A 1,925-nucleotide genomic window follows, 5' to 3' on the forward strand; every position below is an offset into this window, starting at 1 on the left:
CCTGTTCTTGCATTTTCTGTTATTATTTTTATTACTTTATCAACATCTTCATCTTTAACAACCATCTGTATTTCTATTTTTGGTATTAGATCTATTGTTATTGGTCTTCCTCTATACATTATTGTTATTCCTTTTTGTTCTCCACGACCACGGACTTCGACGATTGTCATTGGGTATATTCCTGCTTCTTCTAATGCTCTCTTTACATCATCTAGTTTTTCTGGTCTTATTATTGCTAGTATGAGTTTCATAGTCTCACCTCATTATGTATCCTTCTTCTCCATGTACAGACATGTCTAATCCTACATATTCTATTTCTGGTGATACTCTCCATCCTATTACTTTATCTATTATCTTTCCAATTATGAATGTTACAGTAACTACATACCCTAATACTGCTAGTGATGTTATTATTTGTGATGCTAGTTGTAGAGCACCTTTGAGAGGCATTCCATATATAAGTCCATATATTAGTCCTACATTTCCTGGATTTATCTTTGGATTTGCGAAAAGTCCTGTAGCTATTGAACCCCATAGTCCAGACATTCCATGTACAGCCCATGCATCTAGACTTTCATCAAGTCCCTTCTTTATTCTAAATTCTACCATGTGGTAGCTTATTATGCTTGCAATTACTCCAATAATTATTGCTGATATTGGATCTACAAATCCACTTGCTGGTGTTATTGCTACTAGTCCAGCTACTGCACCACTTGCAAATGCTAGGCTTGATGCTTTTCCTTCTTTTAACCATGATAAGAAGCACCATGTTAATGCTGCTGCAGCTGTTGCTGTGTTTGTTGCTAGCCATGCAGATGCTGCAAGACCATTTGATGCTACTGCACTACCTGCATTAAATCCAAACCATCCAAACCATAGTAATGCCATTCCTAGAAGTACGTAAGTTATGTTGTGCGGTGGCATTGGTTCTTTACCATATCCTAAACGTTTTCCAATTATGTATGCTAGTACTAGAGCTGAGAATCCACTAGACATGTGAACTACCATACCACCAGCGAAATCTAGTGTAGGTGGTAAACCTAGTTTTGGTAAAATTGTCTCAGGCCAACCATTACTCCATAACCAGTGAGCTACCGGACAGTATACAAATGTTAACCATAGTATACAGAATGTTATCCATGCACTTAACTTAGTTCTCTCTACAATTGCTGAAGATATTATTGCTACAGTTATAGCTGCAAATGTTAATTGAAAACCACAGTATATGAATGTCGGCACGTTAGTGTGAAACCAGAAATTCCACCATAGTGATTTTGGTGTTGTTCCTGTAAATGGACTAATAGCAGCATATTTCAAATTACCTATAAATGCTGATAATGGTCCAAATGGACTAAAAGCTAGTGAAAATGCGTATAATATCCAAGCTATAGACACTATACCATACGCTAAGAAGCAGTACATCATCGTTGATATAACATTCTTCCTTCTCACAAGTCCTGAGTAGAATAATGCTAATCCAGGAACAGTCATCAACATCACTAACGTTGATGCAGTCAGCAACCACGCAGTATCTCCTGGTGATAGTGTAGGGCCAGCCATAGCGAAGTCCATATGCCTCTTTTTAAAAAATAGGTTTTACAGACATCACGACAATACCATAACGATCAAGACTTGACAGTGAAACAATATGTAGAACGTGATTACTGTCAAAGAGACAAGTTGAAGATCTAGAGTAAGCATTAAATCAAGAGTTAACATACTTGAGCCAGCATAGTATGAATATATGTGTAATTGGTTGTGGAATAGTGGGAACATTCATAGCATGGTTGTTAAAAAGTAGTGGATTTAAAGTTAGAACATTCTCGCTAAGAAGAAAGTATCCAAAGATTGGACTTATACAATCTCTAATGCAGAAGTATGATGAAGATATACTACTAGCAAAGTCAGCTAGAGAGCTCTATGCT

Annotated in this window: 3 protein-coding genes; 1 reads left to right on the forward strand and 2 read right to left on the reverse strand. The window is 36.8% G+C overall.

All coding sequences use genetic code 11. The features are described 5' to 3' along the window. Window positions 1-251, reverse strand: a 251-nt coding sequence (locus AC3WVG_RS11535) for a P-II family nitrogen regulator (protein WP_488798266.1), incomplete at its 3' end; no start/stop codon positions are given. Between the two features lie 4 nt (window positions 252-255). Beyond that, window positions 256-1,572, reverse strand: a complete 1,317-nt coding sequence (locus AC3WVG_RS11540; protein ID WP_488798267.1) for an ammonium transporter — start codon at window positions 1,570-1,572, stop codon at window positions 256-258. A gap of 164 nt (window positions 1,573-1,736) precedes the next feature. Between AC3WVG_RS11540 and AC3WVG_RS11545 the strand changes: the two genes are divergently transcribed. Then, window positions 1,737-1,925, forward strand: a 189-nt coding sequence (locus tag AC3WVG_RS11545) for a hypothetical protein (RefSeq protein ID WP_488798268.1), incomplete at its 3' end; no start/stop codon positions are given.

Source organism: Desulfovulcanus sp. (assembly GCF_982781345.1).